The organism is Pseudomonas sp. AL10 (assembly GCF_029960685.1).
GTDB classification, from domain to species: Bacteria; Pseudomonadota; Gammaproteobacteria; order Pseudomonadales; family Pseudomonadaceae; genus Aquipseudomonas; species Aquipseudomonas lactis.
This window is the reverse complement of record NZ_JASBQZ010000016.1, coordinates 30,938-48,924: the sequence shown is the minus strand read 5'-3', so window position 1 is coordinate 48,924 and position 17,987 is coordinate 30,938. Positions and strand designations below refer to the sequence as shown.

Annotated in this window: 12 protein-coding genes; 6 read left to right on the top strand and 6 right to left on the bottom strand. The window is 60.4% G+C overall.

The window, feature by feature from the left end; genetic code table 11:
* Positions 1 to 6: 6 nt before the first annotated feature.
* Together QK296_RS16485 and QK296_RS16480 are read left to right on the top strand one after the other, a co-directional pair.
* Positions 7 to 1,044 (top strand): YCF48-related protein, encoded by a 1,038-nt coding sequence (locus QK296_RS16485; protein WP_094774618.1) that lies wholly within the window; start codon positions 7 to 9, stop codon positions 1,042 to 1,044.
* An 18-nt stretch (positions 1,045 to 1,062) separates the two neighbouring features.
* A complete protein-coding gene (locus QK296_RS16480) occupies positions 1,063 to 3,438 on the top strand; it encodes an RND family transporter (RefSeq protein ID WP_282391107.1) in 2,376 nt (791 codons plus the stop codon).
* Positions 3,439 to 3,566: 128 nt separating this feature from the next.
* Here the strand turns inward: QK296_RS16480 and QK296_RS16475 are convergent, their stop codons facing one another.
* The gene (locus QK296_RS16475; RefSeq protein ID WP_282391106.1) at positions 3,567 to 8,558 is read right to left on the bottom strand and encodes a DUF6543 domain-containing protein; all 4,992 of its coding nucleotides are present in this window, start codon (positions 8,556 to 8,558) and stop codon (positions 3,567 to 3,569) included.
* Positions 8,559 to 8,846: 288 nt separating this feature from the next.
* Between QK296_RS16475 and QK296_RS16470 the strand changes: the two genes are divergently transcribed.
* From QK296_RS16470 to QK296_RS16460, 3 genes are all read left to right on the top strand, one after another.
* Positions 8,847 to 9,143 (top strand): DUF5629 family protein, encoded by a 297-nt coding sequence (locus tag QK296_RS16470; RefSeq protein WP_003190781.1) that lies wholly within the window; start codon positions 8,847 to 8,849, stop codon positions 9,141 to 9,143.
* Positions 9,130 to 10,305, top strand: coding sequence for a lactonase family protein (locus QK296_RS16465; protein ID WP_282391105.1), 1,176 nt, complete (start codon positions 9,130 to 9,132; stop codon positions 10,303 to 10,305). Before QK296_RS16470 ends, QK296_RS16465 begins: the two co-directional genes overlap by 14 nt.
* A gap of 156 nt (positions 10,306 to 10,461) precedes the next feature.
* Entirely contained in the window at positions 10,462 to 10,641 is a 180-nt protein-coding gene (locus tag QK296_RS16460; protein WP_003190784.1) for a hypothetical protein, read from the top strand.
* A gap of 110 nt (positions 10,642 to 10,751) precedes the next feature.
* Here the strand turns inward: QK296_RS16460 and QK296_RS16455 are convergent, their stop codons facing one another.
* From QK296_RS16455 to QK296_RS16435, 4 genes are all read right to left on the bottom strand, one after another.
* Entirely contained in the window at positions 10,752 to 11,345 is a 594-nt protein-coding gene (locus tag QK296_RS16455) for a glutathione S-transferase (protein ID WP_057709868.1), read from the bottom strand.
* Complete coding sequence (locus QK296_RS16450) at positions 11,342 to 14,980, bottom strand: AAA family ATPase (RefSeq protein ID WP_282391104.1); 3,639 nt, start codon at positions 14,978 to 14,980, stop codon at positions 11,342 to 11,344. Before QK296_RS16450 ends, QK296_RS16455 begins: the two co-directional genes overlap by 4 nt.
* A complete protein-coding gene (locus QK296_RS16445; RefSeq protein WP_034135427.1) occupies positions 14,977 to 16,218 on the bottom strand; it encodes an exonuclease SbcCD subunit D C-terminal domain-containing protein in 1,242 nt (413 codons plus the stop codon). The genes QK296_RS16450 and QK296_RS16445 overlap by 4 nt, the downstream gene beginning before the upstream one ends.
* 189 nt (positions 16,219 to 16,407) lie before the next feature.
* The gene (locus QK296_RS16435) at positions 16,408 to 16,659 is read right to left on the bottom strand and encodes a hypothetical protein (RefSeq protein WP_003190791.1); all 252 of its coding nucleotides are present in this window, start codon (positions 16,657 to 16,659) and stop codon (positions 16,408 to 16,410) included.
* 562 nt (positions 16,660 to 17,221) lie between these two features.
* Between QK296_RS16435 and QK296_RS16430 the strand changes: the two genes are divergently transcribed.
* On the top strand, positions 17,222 to 17,539 hold the full coding sequence (locus QK296_RS16430; RefSeq protein ID WP_236202761.1) for a hypothetical protein: 318 nt from the start codon (positions 17,222 to 17,224) through the stop codon (positions 17,537 to 17,539).
* A 94-nt stretch (positions 17,540 to 17,633) separates the two neighbouring features.
* Here QK296_RS16430 and QK296_RS16425 read toward each other — a convergent pair whose 3' ends face one another.
* Positions 17,634 to 17,756 carry a hypothetical protein gene (locus QK296_RS16425; protein WP_020301528.1) on the bottom strand — a complete coding sequence of 41 codons (123 nt, stop codon included), beginning with the start codon at positions 17,754 to 17,756 and terminating at the stop codon, positions 17,634 to 17,636.
* Between the last annotated feature and the right edge of the window lie 231 nt (positions 17,757 to 17,987).

The window sequence follows — 17,987 nt, the reverse complement described above, 5'->3', positions numbered from 1 at the left end:
CCTGTCATGGGTTGGGTTGTTTGCCGCCCACGCGCCGCACGCAGGGTTGCGCTGCTGGCCACAGCGCTCTCGCTGCTTGCTGGCAGCGTATTGTCGACGCCGGTACTGGCCGCCAGCGATAGCCCCGCCGCCGCAGTCTTTGCGATTGAGTCCCCCAAGGCCGCCAAAGGCTTGATGATCGACGTGGTTCACGCGGGCAAGCGCCTGGTGGCCGTCGGTGATCGTGGGCATATCCTCTATTCCGATGATCAGGGCGCCACTTGGGCCCAAGCCAAAGTGCCCACCCGGCAACTGCTCACGGCGGTATTTTTCGTCGATGACCAGCACGGCTGGGCCGTCGGCCATGATGCGCAGATTCTTGCCAGTACCGATGGCGGCGCCACGTGGACCCAGCAATATCAAGACCTCAAACGTGAAGCGCCATTGCTCGATGTGTGGTTCAACGACGCCAACCACGGCCTGGCCGTGGGGGCCTACGGTGCGTTGATCGAGACCACCGACGCCGGCAAAACCTGGAACGATGTCAGCGATCGCCTGGACAACGAAGACCAGTACCACCTCAACGCCATCGCCCAGATCAAGGACGCCGGCCTGTTTATCGTCGGTGAGCAAGGCAGCATGTTTCGCTCCAGCGATGACGGCCAGACCTGGGAAAAACTCGAAGGCCCCTACGAGGGTTCACTGTTTGGCGTGATCAGCACCGCACAGCCACAGACCCTGCTGGCGTATGGTTTGCGCGGCAACCTCTACCGCTCAACCGATTTCGGCAGCACTTGGGAACAGGTCCAATTGAACGCGGCACGTGGTGCGTTGGAGTTTGGCCTGTCGGGTGCGACCTTGCTGGAGGACGGCTCCATCGTTGTGGTCGGCAACGGCGGCAGCGTCGTGGTCAGCCATGACGATGGCCAGACCTTCAGTGTGTTCAATCGCCCGGACCGTATTTCACTCTCGGCGGTCACGGCGGCAGGCAATGGTAATTTGATCCTCGCGGGGCAGGGTGGCGTGCGGGTTGCCACATCGGCCGGCGCAGAGCTCTCAAAATAATAAGAAGGCGGGGATTCAATGAGCAGTCATCACAACGATAAAGCGACCTTTCTTGAGCGTCTGATTTTCAACAATCGCCCGGCGGTGATCGTCATCTGCCTGCTGGTGAGCCTCTTCCTGTTCTGGCAGGCGACCTTGATTCGCCCGTCCACCAGCTTTGAAAAGATGATCCCCCTCAAGCACCCTTTCATCGAAAAAATGATGGAGCACCGCAACGATTTGGCCAACCTGGGCAACACCGTGCGTATTTCGGTGGAGGCCAAGGACGGAGATATCTTCACCCAGGACTACATGGAGACCCTGCGCCAGATCCACGACGAGGTGTTCTACATCTCCGGTGTGGACCGCTCGGGCCTCAAGTCGCTGTGGAGCCCCAGCGTACGCTGGACCGAAGTGACCGAAGAAGGGTTTGCCGGCGGGGAGGTCATCCCGCAGAGCTACAACGGTTCGCCCCAGAGCCTCGACCAGTTGCGCAATAACGTGCTCAAGTCCGGCCAGGTCGGGCGGCTGGTGGCCAATGACTTCAAGTCGAGCATCGTTGATATCCCGCTGTTGGAGTCCTACCCGGACCCGCAAGACCAGGGCAAGTTGCTGGCCCTGGACTACCGCAAGTTCTCCCATGAACTCGAAGACAAGATCCGCGACAAGTTCGAAACCCAGAACCCCAACGTCAAGATTCATATTGTCGGCTTTGCCAAAAAGGTCGGCGACCTGATCGACGGCCTGGTGATGGTGGTGCTGTTCTTCGGCGTTGCGTTTGTCATCACCCTGATTCTGCTGCTGTGGTTCACCAACTGCCTGCGCAGCACTATTGCGGTATTGAGTACGACATTGGTGGCGGTGGTCTGGCAACTCGGGTTGATGCACTTCTTCGGTTTCGGGCTGGACCCGTATTCAATGCTGGTGCCGTTCCTGATCTTCGCCATCGGCATTTCCCATGGCGTGCAGAAGATCAACGGCATTGCCCTGCAATCCAGCGGGGCAGACAACGCCCTGACCGCCGCACGGCGCACCTTCCGGCAACTGTTCCTGCCGGGGATGATCGCCATTCTGGCCGACGCGGTGGGCTTTATTACGCTGCTGATCATCGACATTGGCGTGATCCGCGAACTGGCTATCGGCGCGTCCATCGGTGTGGCAGTGATCGTGTTCACCAACCTGATCCTGCTGCCGGTCGCGATTTCCTATGTAGGCATCAGCAAGCGCGCCATCGCCAAGAGCAAGAAAGACGCGAACCGCGAACATAGCTTCTGGCGCCTGCTGTCCAAATTCGCAAGCCCGAAAGTCGCGCCGGTTTCTGTGTTCCTGGCCTTGATCGCCTTTGGTGGCGGCCTCTGGTACAGCCAGAACCTGAAGATCGGTGACCTGGACCAAGGCGCACCGGAACTGCGCCCGGATTCGCGTTACAACAAAGACAACAATTTCATCATCAGCAATTACTCCACCAGCTCCGACGTGTTGGTGGTGATGGTCAAGACCAAGGCCGAAGGCTGCTCGCGCTATGAAGCCATGGCGCCCATCGACCAGTTGATGTGGAAGATGCAGAACACCGAGGGCGTGCAGTCGGCGATCTCGTTGGTGACCGTGTCCAAGCAAATGATCAAGGGCATGAACGAGGGCAACCTGAAATGGGAAACCCTGTCGCGCAACCCGGATGTGCTGAACAACTCCATCGCCCGTGCCGATGGCTTGTACAACAACAATTGCTCCCTGGCGCCAGTGCTGGTGTTCCTCAACGACCACAAGGCCGAAACCCTCGACCGCGCTGTGCATGCGGTGCAGGACTTTGCCAAGGAAAACAACAAGGAGGGCCTGGAGTTCATCCTCGCCGCTGGTAATGCCGGGATCGAAGCGGCCACCAACGAGGTGATCAAGGAATCGGAACTGATCATCTTGATCCTGGTGTACCTGTGTGTGGCGACCATGTGCATGATCACCTTCCGCTCCTGGGCGGCGACCCTGTGCATCGTGCTGCCGCTGGTGCTGACCTCGGTACTGGGTAACGCGCTGATGGCGTTCATGGGCATTGGCGTCAAGGTTGCGACCTTGCCGGTGGTGGCCCTGGGCGTGGGGATTGGCGTGGACTACGGCATCTACATCTACAGCCGCCTGGAAAGCTTCCTGCGCGCCGGCCTGCCGTTGCAAGAGGCGTATTACCAGACGTTGAAATCCACCGGTAAAGCTGTGCTGTTCACTGGCCTGTGCCTGGCCATCGGCGTGTGCACCTGGATCTTCTCGGCCATCAAGTTCCAGGCCGACATGGGCCTGATGCTGACCTTCATGCTGCTGTGGAACATGTTTGGCGCGCTGTGGCTGTTACCGGCCCTGGCACGGTTCCTGATCAAACCCGAGAAGTTGGCGGGGCAGAAGGGCAACTCATTGTTCGCGCATTAAAACCGGGTAAAAAAGCCGCACATCATGCTAATGCTGTTCAGTTAAGGCTTTTTGTAGGAGCGATATACGCTTAACTGAACGGCATTAGCCCACTGTGCGGCTTTTTGTTGATCCTCAGGCGCCGGGTTTCACAATTTCAAGAACAGTCTTTCATCCAGCGGCTTGGTGATACCGGCCTTGATGATGCGCTCCACGACCCCGTTGTTCCCGGCCTCGGCAATCAGGTCCTTCTGGGTCTTGGTGCGCTGGGCCGGTGTCTTCAGATGCGCCGCTGTGTAGTCATCACGCGCCCAGCCCTTTTGTGGATAGTGGAAGTGGGCGTACCACAGCGCGTCGATTTTGTTTTTCTTGCGAACCACGTATTCGGTGAAGACATCGCCAGTTTTAGTCGGGATGTCGCGTCGTACCAGGTTGATATCAACAAAACCGTGGCGCCAGAGGTAATCGACATTTTCCGCCGTCGGCGTCTGTACCAGATAGCCATCGGCGGTATGGCGGCGGGCCTTTTGCAGGATGTCCTCGGCCGTCGCTCGCCAGCGTGCCACCCATTCGGCGGTTTCCGGTTTGCTGCCATGGGCGGCTTGCGCCTGTTGCGCTTTTTCGATGAGCAGGTTGGCCTGGGCTTCGAGCATGTCGTTCCAGTCGCGGGGGCTGACGGTGTCTCGTCGCACGGGGTCGTCGAGCTTCTTTTTCTGAAAAAGAATGCTCTGCTCTATCTTCGTCACGCCGTCGATCAAGCTTTGCGCTTCGCTTTTGTAGCTGGACCAGGATTTGGGTAATGAAACAGGGCGTGGCGCCGTAGGTTGGCCCTGGACGATCTTCACCCAGCCACGCTCCCCAGGGTGTTCGCTGTAGCTGGCGATCGGTTGCCCGCTCTGTGGGTCGACCACGTCGATAATGTTCACGGCTTGGCCGGGTACGGGAGGGCGCAGCGTGCCGATCAAGCTTTCTTTATGCTCGGTCTTGAACACACGCTTGTTCTGCGGTTTGGCCTGCCGGTCCTTGCGTGCAGGGGTGGGTGCAATCAGTTGTTGTTCTTCCTTGACGATCTGGACTAGCTCGGCTTCTGCATCGTCGATGAAGTGCTTGAGTGTCTCGGTAAACTGCTGGTGATAATCGCGGCGAAAGTGTTCCGGATGCTCTTCCTGTAGCGTGACGCTGTCACTCAATACCTGTTTGTATTTGTCGATGATGGTGGTCAGCGTGGCTTTGCGCTCGCTCAGGCTGTAGCCCTCGTACTGGCGCAGGTCATTGAACGCCAGGTATTCGGCTTTCAGGTCGACGTTCAAGAACCGCTTCATCTGAAATTGCTCGGCGATGTCGGGGGACAGCGCAGTCCATTCGGTGGCCAGGCGTTTGAGCAGCACCAACTGGTTCATCTTGGCCATGAACACCCCTGTGGCGGGGGACCGGTTGTAGCGCGTCTTCAGGTACTCCTCGGCACGTTTACTGGCGAAGGGCGAATCGTTTTTCCATTGGTCGAACACCGATCTGATCGCCTCGCTGGACGTCAGCAACTTGTCGGTGGCGTGGTACGCCATTTCAAACACGCTGGTCAGTTCGTCGTAGGCCTCCCGAGAGCCTGAATGCGCAGTATTTTCCAGCTCTGCCATCGAGGCGCCACTGATGCCGTACTGGAGGGCGTCGGTGACCAGCTTGACGTAAAAGTCCTCTATCCCAATCAGCGTATGCAATGTGTATTGGTATTCCAAAGAGCGGTTCTCTTTGAACGTCGACAGGTCGTCGACCCCCCCTATTTTCTTTGGGGCTATGGTTTCAATCGTTTTTTCGCTGGCTGCCCTGAGTGCCTGGGTTAGCGGCTTGAGGTCTTGAAGTTGTTGATCCAGGCGGCTCTTGAGCATCAGTGTGGCCTGGCGATGTTGCGCGTACGCAGCAGCGAAGCGATTGGCGGACGTGTCATCGGTAACCAGATTGCGCAGGGTCTTGAGCTTTTTCCGGGCGTTCTGATATTCGATGAAGCTGTCCTTGATCGTTTCGATTGCCGTGTCATGTTTTGCTGAAACCTTCATGCGCTCCAACATACTGCGTTGGTAGCTCTTTTCTGCTTGCTCCTTGGCGCGCCGGCTTTTCCCGAGTGTTTCCTGCAGGCTTGCGCTCTTGGGCATTCCGCCCCTGAGTCTGGGCGCCACGTCAAAATGCCAGTTGCCCTGGGCATCGCGTGCTATCGGCGGCGCCGTACGAGCCTTGTTGTGTTCGTCGATTACGTAGGGACCGTCCAGGTCGGTTGCGACGCGAAACCAATGGTTGTCGATGCAGGCGTACCAGCGGTTATCCACTTGATACAGGCCCTTCCTGATGCCTTCGCCGATTGGAGTGTCGGGGGCTGTTGGAGCGGGCACTGTGAACGAGTCGATGTGTGCACGCAGCTCGGGGGTTAATCCGCGTGGGCTCGACAGCCTGATATCAATGGCCGTGCCGTCACCACCGAAGCCTTGGGTGACCGGTGCGCTCGGGTCTTGGTGGATGGCAGGCGCAGGGCGAATGGGGTCGTTGCTCTGGCGGGGGCGGGGTGCAGGGTCGCTGGCATCGGCTCCTGGCTTAAATGGCTCAAAGGTGCGCGCTGGCTTGGATTCGGCGACGGGTACATGGGTCAAGGTCATGCCCAGGTTGACCAGCAGATCGACCATTGCCCCGGCCGGGTCCGGATCGTTGGCGGTGGACAAGCGCTTGATGTCGTTTTCGGCATTGACCAGTTGCAGCAACCAGCCCGCCATGGCACCCGGCCCGCGCATCAACGGCAGCAGGGTGTTGAACAACAGCCAGCCGAGCTCCTTGTAGGACGCCCAACGACTTTCAGCATCGGAGGTCGATTGGCCTTCAGCCAGGGTGACCAGGCTGTTGGCATTGGAGTGGAACCAGTGCTTGGCCAGGTCGCCGTTGAGCAGGTCCTGGCGTAGCGTGGTGGCAGCGGCATAGCCGTCGACAGCCAGGGTGGTCGGCTTGGGCGTAGCAGGCGGGTCAAACTCATTGAATACGCTAAAACGCGCAATATTGGGCGTGTGAAAACCGCCATTACCGTACACCGCCCGTGCTTTGTCATCCGGCAACCAGGCCAGCACGCTGTCTTGCAGCGCACCGGGTTCGCGGATGGCCTCCAGCAGCGCGTCGCGGCTGGCGAATTCCAGCAGTGCCGGTTTCAATTGAGGACGATAGAGGATATGTGGGCCGCTACCGCTGGACAAAGGTTCGATGATAAACATATTGGCGACCACATCCGGCGTCGCTCCTGGTTTGCGTACAAATGCCAGGGGGCGCACGGTAATCTCTTGGCCTGCCGCACTTTTGCCGCCCGCGCCGGGCTGGGTGATTGCTTCGATAAACGCATGGCCCTGGGCGGTGATGCCGGCTTCGCCCTTGAGCTTGAGTTCCAAGGCCTGCATCGCGAGCTGCAGGGGTACCTGCTCGATGAAACGTGCCAGCCGATCACGGGCTGCCGGGCTGTCGTCCAGCAGTTCACGCTTGAGCAACTCGGGGTAGTGGCCGCCAATGTCCACAGTGTTGATCAGGTCCTTGAGCATTTTTGGCAGGCTGGCATCGCTGACCCGCTGCCCATGCAGGTGGACTTCCATCTCACCCTTGGGCAGGCCCGACAGATTTTCCAGGGCCATGTCCACCAGGCTCATTCTCACCCGTTCCAGGTAGTTGCTGCCCATATCGCCCACCGGGACCTTGAACACCACCTCCACATTCTTGGCCGTGTAACCCTTGCCGGCTAAATGCTGGTCGAGCTGTTGCTCGGCGTAGGTGCGGATATCGGGGATGCCGTCGAGGAAGGTGCGGCCATTGTTGCGGCGCACGCTGCTGGCCAGGGCCAGTGCGTGCTGTCGATAGGTGTCGCGTTCTGCGGCGCTTGCCGAGCCGAACCAGGTGGGCAACTGTTCATGCAGACGTTCAAGCTCGCGCGCGTCGGGTGCATAGGCCCCGAGAAACCAGGGGCTCGGGTCGCTGGCCTGGGTGAACGCCTGCTCCAGCGCCTCAAGCGAGCCGGTGGTGGGCACCTCGATGGACGCAACGTTCTCCACCATGGCATTGAGGATGACCGCCGCCTGGGTATCGAAAATATTCCCCGCAGGCTCCTGGCGCTTCCAGTTCAGGGTGTCGAAAACGAAGGCATCGCCCATTTTTTTGCCCCAGGCTTTGCCGAACGCCTGCAGGGAGTCATACGGCGTCACCACGCCGGCGGCAGTGGCGTGCAGTACCTGCGTGCGGCCATCGACCTGACGAGTGATCAGCAGGTCTGGGGTGAGTTGCGAGGCGCTGCCACCGGCGTGGCTCACCGCAGAATCAAGGATGAAAACCTGTGCCGCACCATCGCCTTTGGCCGCTTGGCGCTGCGCACGATCCGGGTACGTCACGACCTGGTCGAGGGTCTCGCGTTGTTGAGCGCTGAGCCCAGGTTGCTTCAGGGCTCCGGTGGTCAAGGTGTCCCGCAGTGTGTCGCTCAGCCAGCGCCAACGGTTGGCACCGGGAGCGTGAGCGTCAGCGCTGCCGACGAAGTGCTTGAGCATGGCCTGTTCGAACGCTTTTTTGAGGGGCGCGCGCAGGCTGCGGATAGCCAGTTCAATGGCCTGCATATCAATGCCCGGCATCAAGGCATTGGAGGAGGGCGCAGGCTTGAGGCTATGCCCGGTGGCGTGATCGACCAGGGTGCAGGGCAGTGAATGTTTGTCGGTAAAGTCGAGGTCGCCGTCGGTGGTCAGGTGCTTCAGGGCGATGTCCAGCAAAGGGGTCAGGCGGTACTGGGGTGGGTCGGTTGAAATGGGTTCGGCCACTGCCGTTTCGGCGAGATTGAAGGCTAAAGTGGGGTACAGGCTTTTGATCGCCTCCTCTAGCATGCCCGACACCACTGAACGCAACGTAGGGCGAGTGTCGAACTGCTGGGCGACCGCCGTTGCGGTGATCTGCGGCGAGTTGTCGGTGGGAGCGGTGGTCACTGCGGTGCGCAACGGTGCGGATGCACGCCGGGGGCGGTTCAGCGGTTGGTCTTGTGCGGCATTCGATAAGGCTTCGTGATGGGTATCGATCGCCTGGCCGGCAGCCGGCAGTGAAACGGGCAGGTGGTGGTCAAAAAAACGCTGGGGGTAGTTTCCCTGAATCATCGTGCAGCTTCCTTGTGGTTGCAGTCATGCTCGTCATGGAGGTGACCCTGTTCGCGTCATGCGAGCAGGCGAGTGGAAACTACCGAGCCAGGTTTTTGAGTGAAATCAACAATAGGTAAACAGCCATTTCCATTGGCATGCCCTTACCGCTAGCGCTTGATTTTGCGTGGGGTGGAGTAGGGCGAGGGATATATGGCGGCATGTAAACGCGGCGCAGGTCACGTCAGGATTTACGCCGTAGCAACCATTTGACCTATCATGAGGTCTTTCCTCTGAACGATTGATGTTATGACTGCCGAATCCGCCCCCCTGCGCACCCTGCTTGAAACCAGCGACATGCTTGAAATCGACGGCCTGCATGCCTTTGATTTCGAGTTGACTGAACTAAAGCTCGTGATTACCGCCATGGATGGCCGGGCCGAAAAACGCTGGAGCTTCAGCTCGGCGCAGGTGGGCGCTGCCACATTTGACGAGACGCTGCAAAGCTGGACCCTTACCGGTGAGTCGGGCGAGCACCGCTTGATCTGCATGAGCGCCTTCACCGGCAACAATAACGATGAGGACGAAGCGGATGATGATGCGTAAATTCTGGCCCCTGCTGATGGCAGGCAGTGTCGGTGCGATGTCGGTACAGGCCGCGCCCAGCGATCTGCATGAACTGCTGGTGGGCAGCTACACCGCCGGTAGCAGCGAGGGTATTTACCGCCTGCAGTTCGACAGCCGCACCGGGCAGTTCAGCGGCAAGCCAGTGCTGGCGGCGAAAACCGCCAACCCGTCCTGGTTGACGATTTCCAAAGACCAGAAGCAGTTGTTCGTGGTCAATGAAAACGGCCCGGGCCAGGAAGACCCGGTGGGGCGTGTCAGCAGCTACAGCATCGACCCGCATAACCACCAGTTGACCCTGATCAATCAGGTGCAGAGCCTGGGCAATGAGCCCACCCATTCCAGCGTGGCCGCCGATGGGCGCTACCTGTTCGTGGCCAACTATTCGGTGGTGGAAGACCCGGGTGGCAGCCTGGCGATCCTGCCGGTGGACGCCAGTGGCAAGCTGTCGGCGCCGGTGCAGTTGAGCGGGCACCCGGCCAGCCGTGTGAACCCGGAGCGCCAGGCGTCCAACCATGTGCATTCGGTGGTGTCGTCGCCGGACGGCAAGTACGTATTCGTGCAGGACCTGGGTGCGGACAAGGTGTTTGCTTACCGCTACGACCCCAAGGCCAATCACGAACTGCCATTGACAGCGGCCAACCCGGCGTCGGTGCAGTTGCCCCCGGGCAGCGGCCCGCGTCACTTGCTGTTCAGTGCGGACGGCAAGCACGCCTGGCTGACCACTGAGATGAGCGCCCAGGTGGCCGTGTTCGATTACAACGAGGGCAAGCTGACGCAAACCCAGTTGCTCGACTATGCCGCCGGCCAACCGGTGTCCGACAAGGCCGGCGCGGCGTTGCATGCTTCCAGCGATGGCAAGTTCCTTTATGTGAGTAACCGTGGCACAGCCAATCAGATGCTGGTATTCAGCATCGACCCGGCCACCGCGCACCTCAAGGAAATCCAGCGCCGCTCTGTTGAAGGCGACCACCCGCGTGAGTTCAGCCTCGACCCGAGCGGCAAGTTCCTGCTGATCGCCAACCAGAAAAGCAATGAAATCGTGGTGGTTGAACGCGACCCCAAGACCGGCCTGCTGGGTAAAACCGTGCAGAAATTGCCGATCGATGCCCCCAGCGACCTCAAGTTCCTGGTGCGTCAATAAGCCACAGGCCCCGCAATGCGGGGCCTGAGCCTTTGTATTAATCGCAGTGATAACGGCTACTGTTTCAAAGCATTTCTAAGGTTCAACCCTCGGGCGTAAGTTGGGTTCCAAGGCCTTCCCAGGCCACCCAACCAAACGCACACAAGGGTTACCGCCATGAATTTCAATCTCTTCTCGATCATTGCTGCTTCTGCTGTTTCCGCCACCGTGGCATTGCCTGCCGCCGCCAGCGTGGAAGTCACCGGCAAAAAATCCAATGTCACGGCCTATACCCAGAAATACCTGCAACAGAGCGCCAATTTCTATGCGGCGCTGGATCACAAGACCCAGCACTGAGCCACGGTCCAATGTGGGAGCTGGCTTGCCTGCGATGCGGACCACTCGGTATAGCTGATGTACCGAGTCGATGCCATCGCAGGCAAGCCAGCTCCCACATTGGATTGGCCTCAGGGTTTTGCCATCACTGCTCTAAACAACGGTGAATCCAGAAACCGCTGTAACCAGGCCTGCAAACGCCGATAGGGCGTGCCCGCAAACCACTCCCGATTCACATGGGCAAACTGGCGCACAAACGGCGCCAGCGCTGCATCTGCCAAGCTCAGGTGATCGGCGAGTAGATACTCACGGTGTGCCAGCAAATCTTCCAGCTTGCGCAAGAACACCTCGCCCTCGGCCCGATAGTGTTCCATCGGTTGCTCCGGGTAGCGCTCGGCGTACTTGTATCGATTCAAATGATGTTTGAACACCTGGTCATTTTCTTCAATCAGCGCATACACCGCTGGATCGCCCTGTAGCCGCCAGTTTTCGGGGTCGTGCTGGGCCAGCGCCCACTGCATGATCTCCAGGCTTTCCTCGATCACTCGCCCTTCGACGCTCAACACCGGCACCGTGCCCTTGGGCGACAGCGCGAGCATCTCGGCCGGCTTGGCTTTCAGGCTGACTTCGACAATGCGCACCGCCACGCCGGAGTAGCGCAGCGCCAGCCGCGCTCGCATTGCATAGGGGCAGCGCCGGAACGAATACAGCAGCGCTTCGCTCACTTGACCTCCAACGTGCTCAGGCCATTGCCCTGGCGTTGCACCTGGATCTGCACCGGGATGCGTTCATGCATTTCCTGTACGTGGGAGATCACCGCCACCTTGCGGCCCTGGGCCTGCAAACCATCCAGAGCGTCCATCGCCAATTGCAACGACTCCGGATCAAGGCTGCCAAAGCCTTCGTCGATAAACAGCGACTCGATCTTCAAGGTGCTCGACGCCATCGACGCCAGCCCCAACGCCAGTGCCAACGACACCAGGAAGGTTTCGCCACCGGACAGGGAATGCACCGAGCGCAGTTCATCGCCCATCTCGGTGTCCATGACCAACAGCCCGAGCATGCTGCCGCCGCGTTTAAGCCGGTAGCGGCGCACCAGTTGGCGCAGTTGCACGTTGGCGTGGTGCACCAGCAAATCGAGGTTGTAGGCCTGAGCGATCTTGCGGAAGGTATCGCCGGTGGCCGAGCCGATCAGCGCATTCAGGCGGGCCCAGCGCTGCCACTGCTCGTAAGCTTTGGCGATCTGTTCGGCCAGGGCCTGGTTGGCGTTCTGGCGACGCTGGTCTTCGGACTGGCGTGCGCGCAGTTCGGCGCAGTGTTTCTCACCCTCGATCAGTTGCTGGTTAATCGTTGCCAGGGTGGCGTCCAGTTGCTCGGCCTCCAGGTTGCCGTTGTGCAGGGCCCGGTGTTCGGCCAGGCGTTGTTCGCGCTCGTGCAGCAGGACCTTGGCTTGCTCCACGGCCTTTTCGCTGCTGTGCAGGTGCTGACGCAACTGCGCGACCTGGGCCTCATTAAAGGCCAACAGGCGCGCCAGGCCCTGGTCATCCAGTTCGGGGTGCAGGGCGCGCCATTCGCTGATGCGTGTCGCGAGGGCTTGCTGTTCCGCCTCCAATGCCTGCTGGCGTTGCTGCTGGGCGTTGAGGTCGGCGGCCAGCTGTACCAGGGCCGTGTGCACAGCGTGCAGTTCCTCGTTGGCGTCGGTCTCGCTCTGGCGGGACTGCGTGACAGCTTGCTCCAGTTGCTGTTGCCAGTGTTCGGCGCTGGGGTGCTCTCCTAGCAAGGTACGGAGTTTTTCCTGGACGGCGTGTTGCTGGTCAGCCAGCTCTGCGACTTGCAGATTCAAGGCGTCGAGTTGCTGCTGACGATGCTGCTGGTGGGTATGTTGTTTCTCGATGGCCTGTTGGCGCTCCTGCTGCTCGGCCTGCTCATCGCGTTGATGGCCCAATTGCTCAAGGCGCTGGCTGACCTGCTGGTCGAGCTGCATGAAAGTCGCCGCAGGCGCGCTGCGCAAGCCCTCCAGCGTCTCGGCGGGCAACAGGCTGGCGAAGGCGCTGAGTTCCGCCTCTAGGCGTTCGCGGTCGCCGGCCAGCTGCCGCTGCTGGTCCACCAGCAATTGCCGGGCTTGCTGGCTGGCGTCCTGGGCCGCTTGCAATTGTTGCTGCAAGCGCCCGGCGTTCTGTTGCAGGTTGAGCAGGGCGCTTTGGCGTTGTTCGTCCTGGCTGATGCTTTGGGTCAATTGGACCAATTGCTGGGCCAGCCAAGGGCTGCGCTTGTCGACGTCCTGGTTGAACAGCGAGGCGCACAGTGGATGGGCTTGCAGGCTCGGTGCCAAACCCTGCTGCTGGGTAGCCAACTGTTCCTGCTGTTGCAGGAATTCTTTTTGCTGAGCGATCAGGCCGCCCACTTCACCGCGCAATTCAGTGAGTTTTTCCTTGAGGCTGTCGACGGCTTTCTGCGCCGCCGCCTCTTCACTTTCATCATGGCGGCCCAGGCTTTGCAGCAGGGCCTCGGGCTGGTGATAGGGGTGTTCGTGGCTGCCGCACACCGGGCAGGGCTGGTCATCCTGCAACTGCTCGCGTAACTCCTCGACGCTGGCACTGCGGGCCAGGCGTTGGCGCTCCAGCAGTTGCTTGGTCACCGCCAGGGTTTGTTCGGCAACGGTAAGTTCGGCCTTGGTTTGCAGGCCGGTCTGGTTCAGTTGTTCGCGTTTTTGCGCGGCCTCGGCGAGCCTTTGCGTGAGCGCACCTGCCTGTTGATCCAACTGTTGCTGGCTGTCCCACAAGCGGGCCAGGTCTTCGAAGGCGCGCTGTTGCTTGCGATTGTCTTGCAGCAGGCTGGCCAGCAATTGGATTTGTTCGGCCACCGCGTGCGGTTCGGCACCGGCCTCGTGGTAGAGCAAATCCAGGGCTTCGCGCTGTTGGGTGAACTGTTCGGCGGCGGCGCTGGCGCGCTGTTCGAGTTGCCCCAGCTCGGCCTGGCCTTGGTTGAGGCGATTGCCGATCAGCACCAGTTGTTGCAGGCGGTCACGGTAGGCGTTCCAGGCATCACTCAGCGGGGCGAGGGCGGCGCTATGCTCAAGTTCGGTGGCCAGGCGCTGCAGGCGCTCGGTGACTTGGGCCTGCGTGTGTTGCAAGCCGTCGAGCAGGGCCTGGCCTTCGGTACAGGCGCTTTCGTGCTGGTGTTTTTCCTCGTTGCGCTTGGCCAGTTCGCGGCTCACGTGGGCGAGGGTGTTTTGCTCCTCGATGGCCTGGCGCAGCAGGGGGGCGGCGTCGGCCTGGTGTTTCAGGGCCTCGGCCAGTGCTGCCTGGGCGGCCACTTGCTGGTGTTGCGCCTGTTCCTGGCGGGAGTGCAGGGCGGTTTGTTGCTCCAGGTGCTGGGCAATTTGTGCCGCCAGCGGCGTCAGCAAGGTGCCAAGTTCTGCCTGGCGCAGGAAGTGATGGCGTTGCGGTGCCAACTGCTCCAGCAGGCTCAGGTCCTGGCGTTGCTGGCCTTGGCTGGCCCAGGTCTGTTCGTCGCGTTGCAGTTGCTCCACTGCGTGTTGATGGCGCTCCTGCCATTCACGCAGCTCCTTGAGCCAGGTGTGCTGCAACTCCAGCTGCTTGAGCTGGGCTTGTTGGGTCTTGAGCTGCTGCTGGGCTTGGGCCAACTCTTGGTCCAGCTCGGCGCGGGCTTCGGGGGCCAGGGGTACCACGCCGGTGGCTTGGTCTTGCAACTGTTTGTGGGCGTCCTTGGCCTCTTTGGCCTTGTCGAACGCACGGCGGCCGAGCTGGGTGTACAGCGCGGTGTCGGTGAGCTTTTCCAGCAGTTCGCTGCGCTCATTGTCATTGGCCTTGAGGAAGGCGCTGAACTCGCTTTGCGCCAGCAGCACCGCACGGGTGAACTGCTCGAAGTTCAGGCCAAGGGCCAATTCCAGTTGGGTCTTGTACTCGGTTTTCTGGCTGGCCAGCAGTTGGTCGCTGTCCAGGTCGATCAGGCTTTGCCGGCTGTTCTGCAGCTTGCCGCTGGCTTTGTCGCGGGCACGGTTGGCTTCCCAGCGCGCACGGTAGCGACGGCCACTGACACCGACAAAATCCACCTCGGCATAGCCACCACCGGTGCCGCGTCGAATCAGGGTGCGCGGGTCGCCGATGGAAATATCCGTGTCGGCATCCGGCATCTTGGCCTGGCCGGTGTCACCCAGGCGCGGCACCGCGCCAAACAGCGCCAGGCACAACGCATCGAGCAGGGTGCTTTTACCCGCGCCAGTTGGCCCGGTGATGGCGAACAGGCCCGCACTGGCCAGCGGCTCGGCGGTAAAGTCGATTTCGAACGGGCCCGCCAGGGAGGCGAGGTTTTTCAAGCGGATGGCGAGAATCTTCATGGCTGTTCGCCCTCCTGTTGCACTTCCTGGAGCAGCACGGCGAAGTCCTTCAAGGTCTGTTCATCCACTTCACTGCCGTAGCTGTCCTGCCAGGCGCGGCTGAACAGTTCCTGGGGCGTGAGCTGGTCGAGTTCGATCAGTTGCGCATCGTCTGCCTCTGCGCTGCCGCGTGTGCCGGCATATTCGGCGGCGATACGCACCAGGCGCACGGCCTTGCCTTGCAACGCGGTTTCGATCTGTTGACGCAGGTCTGGTTGCGGCTCGTCGAGGCGCACGCGCACTTCCAGCCAAGGGTGGCGCTGGGTTTCGGCGAGCAGGTCGATGTCGGGCAGTTCACCGAGTTGCTTGAGGATATCGGCCAGGGGCGCGGCTTCCAGGCGTTGCAAGTTGACGGAGCGGGGAATCAGGATCGGTTCGCAGCCCACCAACCTTTCGCCCTGGAACGTCACGTCGAGAATCTGGTGCTTGTAGCCGATTTCGGAGAACGACAGGGGGATTGGCGAGCCGCTGTAGCGAATACGCTCCTCGCCATTGACCTTTTGCGGCTTGTGCAAATGGCCGAGGGCCACATATGCCACGCTTCGGTCGAACAGTGTGGCGGGCAGCGCCTCGGCATTGCCGATGATCAGGCTGCGTTCGGAGTCTTCGGATACCGACCCACCGGCCATGTGCGCATGGCTGATGGCTATTAACGCCTGGCCTTTGTTGCGCTTGGCATTGGCGGCCGCGATCAGCCATTCATGCACTTGGCCGATGCCGCGCAGGTAATCATCGCCCAGCTGTGCGCCGGTGACTTCCGCCGGGCGCAGGAAGGGCAGTGCCAGGCACCAGGCGGCGATCTTGCCTTTGGCATTGGGCAGCGGGATCAGCAGGCGGTCGGCATCTAGTTGCCCGTCGTCCAGCCATAACACCCGGCCCAGTGCATGGGTGCGCAGGCGGCGCATCAGCGGGGCCGGCAGTTCGATGCGCGAGCCGGAGTCATGGTTGCCGGCAATCATCACGATGGTCAGTGTCGGTTGCTGTTCGTGGGCGCTGATGATGAAGTCATACAGGCGCTCCTGGGCCTTGAGCGGCGGGTTGACCGTGTCGAAGATATCGCCGGCGATCAACAGCACATCCGGGCGCTGGGCCTTGAGTTGGCCCAGCAGCCATTCAAGGAAACAGGCGTGTTCGAAGTCGCGTTCCTGGCCGTGGAGGTTTTGGCCCAAGTGCCAGTCGGAGGTATGAAACAGACGCAAGGCGAACTCCGTGGAGAAGATGAAAAGGAGGGGAGTTTACCTGTAAAAGTGCGCGTGGACTCATGGCCGACGCGATGGTTATTTGTAGGAGCGAGCTTGCTCGCGAAAAACGTCAACGATAACGCGGGCTTCCTGGATAAACGCGGCGCCCGTGAGTTTTTCGCGAGCAAGCTCGCTCCTACACAGGGGTTATGGGGCGTTAGTGGGGTTGGGTTGCAGGCAATCCAGCGCGCGGTCGGCGAGGGTGCGGGCCATGTCGATCAGGTGAGCGGTGGAACAGGCCATGTCGCGCCGGGTGCCTTTGAGGCCCTCGGCGGTTTCGGTGGCGGTGGTGGCGGCGCAGCGCAGTAGCGAGGAGATGCTGGCGATAGCGTCTTCGAAACTCAGGTCTTCGTGGGCGACGAAAATGGGGAAGGGTGGGTCGGGGACGATTTTGCTCATGGGTATAGCTCCTACTCAATTGGGGCGCCAACCTGTGCCGTTTCCACACGACAAATTAGGTGGCAGCCATACGCGGGGTGGAAACCGGGGAGTAGGACCCAGTCAGACCGAAGTCTGCCCGCGCACAGCCGCCATTGAGCGTTTGCATACGATCATGACGCCTACTCATTCCCAGGTTTCCACACCCGATCGCTGATTTGCAGCGACGAAGCGAAGGCTAGCCAGCGAAATGAGCAGGCGCAAGGCCAAAGGATTGTCTAGGAAACGTCCTGCAAATTAAAGGGATATGGATTGCTGGCCTTTAACAATGCATGTCGAGCGGGCGGTGATGGATGGAACGGCAGGTTGAGGGACGACCACCCATAAGGTGGATTTTTCAATCAATCCCTGAATGAATCAGAGGCCCACCATGTCATTTTCAGTAAACCCACCTTCGACTAGCGCTTTCACCGCTCTACCAGATCAGCTGGACGCTGACAGTCGCTCAAACCAAGCTAGCCATCGTCAGGCACGAAGCGCTCAAACCCAGGCCAGCGCCGCGGACCTGCGCCCGTACGCAAGCGTGAGTGACCGGCAACTAATAGGGTTGATTCGCGATCACTTCCGCGAATTCGCCGCAGGGGCGACAGACAGCTATGTGAACTTCAATGAGTTGAAAGAAGCCGCCGGCCTGATCGCCACCGACAGGACGTTCTCACCCGAGGCCCACCACGCGGCCAAGGAGTTGCTCTCACGGCCTAAATTGCTGCGCAAGCTGGATATCGGCATCAGCTTCTTCGGTGGGCCCGGTAAAGAAGATCGTCGGTTCGATATGGATAACCTGAACTATCTGTACAAATTCCCCCATCGGGAATGGAAGGTGCCGCGTCGTAATCACTGAGTGCAAGCAGGCGTCCGAGCAGGCGATGCAGATCAACTGTGGGAGCAGGCAAGCTAGCTCCCACAGGGGTTTTGTGGTGTTGGTTGAGGCTGGGTTACTTGGGGTAGAGCGGCAGCAAGCTGGTGGTGTCGGTGGCCAGGTCTTGCTCGCGTTCGGCCACGGGGATGGCCTTGATCGCTCGCCATTGATCGTTCCCACGCTCTGCGTGGTAATGCATCCCGTGACGCTCTGCGTCACCGTTGCACAGGGCGTAAAACCAGGACGCGGAGCGTCCGGGGCGGCATTCCCACGCAGAGCGTGGGAACGAGCAGGCTCGGGGGTTACTTGGGGTAGAGCGGCGGCAAACTGGTGGTATCAGTGGTCGGGTCTTGTTCGCGTTCGGCAACGGGGATTGCCTTGATCGCTCGCCATTGATCGTTCCCACGCTCTGCGTGGTAATGCATCCCGT

Bases quoted from the DNA above. Each gene is read 5' to 3' on its own strand.
- QK296_RS16485 (WP_094774618.1), top strand. From the start codon at position 7: ATGGGTTGGGTTGTTTGCCGCCCACGCGCCGCACGCAGGGTTGCGCTG.
- QK296_RS16480 (WP_282391107.1), top strand. From the start codon at position 1,063: ATGAGCAGTCATCACAACGATAAAGCGACCTTTCTTGAGCGTCTGATT.
- QK296_RS16475 (WP_282391106.1), bottom strand. From the start codon at position 8,558: ATGATTCAGGGAAACTACCCCCAGCGTTTTTTTGACCACCACCTGCCC.
- QK296_RS16470 (WP_003190781.1), top strand. From the start codon at position 8,847: ATGACTGCCGAATCCGCCCCCCTGCGCACCCTGCTTGAAACCAGCGAC.
- QK296_RS16465 (WP_282391105.1), top strand. From the start codon at position 9,130: ATGATGATGCGTAAATTCTGGCCCCTGCTGATGGCAGGCAGTGTCGGT.
- QK296_RS16460 (WP_003190784.1), top strand. From the start codon at position 10,462: ATGAATTTCAATCTCTTCTCGATCATTGCTGCTTCTGCTGTTTCCGCC.
- QK296_RS16450 (WP_282391104.1), bottom strand. From the start codon at position 14,980: ATGAAGATTCTCGCCATCCGCTTGAAAAACCTCGCCTCCCTGGCGGGC.
- QK296_RS16435 (WP_003190791.1), bottom strand. From the start codon at position 16,659: ATGAGCAAAATCGTCCCCGACCCACCCTTCCCCATTTTCGTCGCCCAC.
- QK296_RS16425 (WP_020301528.1), bottom strand. From the start codon at position 17,756: ATGCATTACCACGCAGAGCGTGGGAACGATCAATGGCGAGCGATCAAG.